Origin of the sequence: Protofrankia sp. Cr1 (genome assembly GCF_963555865.1) — a bacterium.
In the GTDB taxonomy this organism is placed as follows: domain Bacteria; phylum Actinomycetota; class Actinomycetes; order Frankiales; family Frankiaceae; genus Protofrankia.
In genome coordinates, this window is sequence record NZ_CAUVXO010000357.1 from 1 (window position 1) to 2,326 (window position 2,326).

Annotated in this window: 4 protein-coding genes; 2 read left to right on the plus strand and 2 right to left on the minus strand. The window is 65.7% G+C overall.

The genetic code is table 11. The annotated features are described in order from the left end of the window. Positions 1 to 153: 153 nt before the first annotated feature. Positions 154 to 906, minus strand: a complete 753-nt coding sequence (locus U9980_RS21200) for an ArsR/SmtB family transcription factor (protein WP_416210346.1) — start codon at positions 904 to 906, stop codon at positions 154 to 156. A gap of 124 nt (positions 907 to 1,030) precedes the next feature. On the opposite strand from U9980_RS21200, the gene U9980_RS21205 reads away from it, so the two are divergent. Further along, positions 1,031 to 1,282, plus strand: coding sequence for a ribbon-helix-helix domain-containing protein (locus U9980_RS21205; protein WP_322769527.1), 252 nt, complete (start codon positions 1,031 to 1,033; stop codon positions 1,280 to 1,282). Positions 1,283 to 1,295: 13 nt separating this feature from the next. Then, entirely contained in the window at positions 1,296 to 1,676 is a 381-nt protein-coding gene (locus U9980_RS21210) for a type II toxin-antitoxin system VapC family toxin (RefSeq protein WP_322769528.1), read from the plus strand. A gap of 159 nt (positions 1,677 to 1,835) precedes the next feature. Here the strand turns inward: U9980_RS21210 and U9980_RS21215 are convergent, their stop codons facing one another. Continuing rightward, complete coding sequence (locus U9980_RS21215; RefSeq protein ID WP_322751579.1) at positions 1,836 to 2,297, minus strand: SRPBCC family protein; 462 nt, start codon at positions 2,295 to 2,297, stop codon at positions 1,836 to 1,838. Positions 2,298 to 2,326: the final 29 nt, after the last annotated feature.

Consider the following 2,326-nt stretch of genomic DNA (forward strand, 5'->3'; position numbering starts at 1 on the left):
CCCGACCCGCGGCGAGAGCACCACGTTCCCGCCTTTGGCCAGAACCACAGTCATGCCGAGAGAGTGTATTTCCACCGGCAGGCGCCACGCCCGGTGGCACCGCCGGCAGGATTCACGGCGAGGTTCACGGCAGGATTCACGGTAGGAGCCGGCTCAGGAGTACATCAGGGATCCCGGGGTGGTAAGCAGCTCGCCGGTCTCCAGCCACGTCTTCAGGCCCGAAAGGATCATCGGCCAGCCGCCGTAGAGCTCCTCGTTCGCGCCCTCGCGCAACTGGTCGTGGGTGACGGTCAGGCGACACGAGTCGCCGATCGGTTCGATCTCCCAGGTGATTCTGGAGGTGCCCTCGCTCTTCACCTCGTCGCTCCAGAGCATGGTTGCGCTCTGGACGAGCCGGCGCGGCGGGTCGATCTCGAGGTTCTCCCCCTCGCCGAGCGGGCCGGGTGCGCCCGGAGCGCTCATCTCGTAGCGCGAGCCCGGTGTCCATTCCGAGATGACCCTCGCGCCGAAGTTGTACTTGCTCCTGATCTCGGGATCGGTGATCGCCTCCCACAGCCGCTCCGGAGTGGTGCGGATGTAGATCTCGAAAATCTTCTCCATGGAATTCTCCAGTCGCTGCTTGATGCCACTGAGCGCAGCGGCCCAGGGCTCGGCGTACTTGCTCACCCACCGGTCGTGGACGAGCCGGATCGGGACCGGGTTCAGGAAATGGAGCTTCTCCCGTCCGCGCCGCCTGGTGACCACCAGGCCCGCCTCCTCAAGCTGCTTGAGGTGCTTCATCACGCCGAAACGGGTGATGTCGAACCGCGCCTCGAGCGCGCTCAACGTCTGCCCGTCCTCGCGGAAGAGCTCGTCGAGCAGCGCCCGCCGCGTCGGATCGGCCAGCGCCCTGAACACCGCGTCCACACCCTCGAAGATAGGTGACCGTTTAGTCACCTGTCAACGGACGCCCGCGCCTCGCCGCATCGTTCCCCGTCGGCACGCAGCCGCTCGTACGGGCTTCGCGATCCAGATGATGTAGGCTTACATCATGGCGCATCGGACCCAGATCACCCTGGCCGACGAGCAGTACGAGCGACTGCGGGTCGAGTCGCGGCGCAGCGGACTCGCCCTCGCCGAACTCATCCGCCGCGCGGTGGATCGGATGTACGGCTCGACCAGCCCGAACGAAACAGTCCACGCGCTGGAGGCGAGCTTCGGGAGCTGGCCGGACCGTACAGACGACGGCGCGAGCTACGTCGAAGGACTGCGACGCGGGATGGCGCGCCGCCTCGCAGGCTGAAGGGCATCTCTCAATGGCGATCGTCGTCGACACATCAGTGCTCATCGACCACCTTCGTGGCGATCAGGACGCTCGTGACGCACTGCGCGAGGCCGCCGCGGCGGGAGAGCGCCTGGCCGCATCGGTTCTGACGAAAGTCGAAATACTTGCCGGGATGCGTAAGGGCGAGGAGCGTGTTACACGTCGGCTGCTGGACAGCCTCGATCTGATCGGGGTCGACGATGTCGTGGCCGAACGCGCTGGCATGCTCGCCAACCAATACCTGCGTTCACATCCCGGCGTCGACCCGGTCGACTACGTCATCGCGGCGACGGCACAGCAACTGGGTGCCAAGCTGTGGACGCGCAACCTCAAACACTTTCCCATGTTTTCCGGGCTCTCAGCGCCGTACTGATCTCAGCGCCGTACTGATCTCAGCGCCGTGCTGGCCTGACCCGGCTGACTCACACCCCTTCAGACGCAGGCGTTCACGCGGGCCTGCCCCGGGCCGGCTTCGGCGGGCGGGGCAGGCCGGCGTTGATTCGTCAGAGTGTGAGCAGTGCGTCAGCAGGGCTCAGTGCGTCAGCAGGGCGTCGAGCTTGGTGAAGGAGCTGGTCCAACCCTCGCGTGCCATACCTTCCATCTGGTCGGTGTAGGGGCCCTGACGCAGCACCAAACGGGTCTTGCCGCCCTCGTCGTGGAACTCCAGTCGCATGTACATCTGGGCGATCCCCTCGAAGCCGGGAATACCCTCCACCTCCTCGGTGCCCACGAGGAGTTCGTTCTCGACGACCTCGGTGAACGTCGCGTTGACCGGCGAGCGCATCGTCGGGTCATCGTCGCTGACCATTACCAACCGCTGATAGCCGCCTACCCGGGCGTCGACCTCGACGGTGTCGCGGGGCACGGAGAACCCCACCGGACCGAACCACTGCGCGATCTGGTCGGGGTCGACGAACGCCCGGTAGACGAGTTCCCGCGGAGCGTTGAAGATCCGGGTGATGACCAGTTCGTTGGTTGCCGGGGAATCTGCCATGGCACTGTTCCTCTCTCGCTGACATCTCG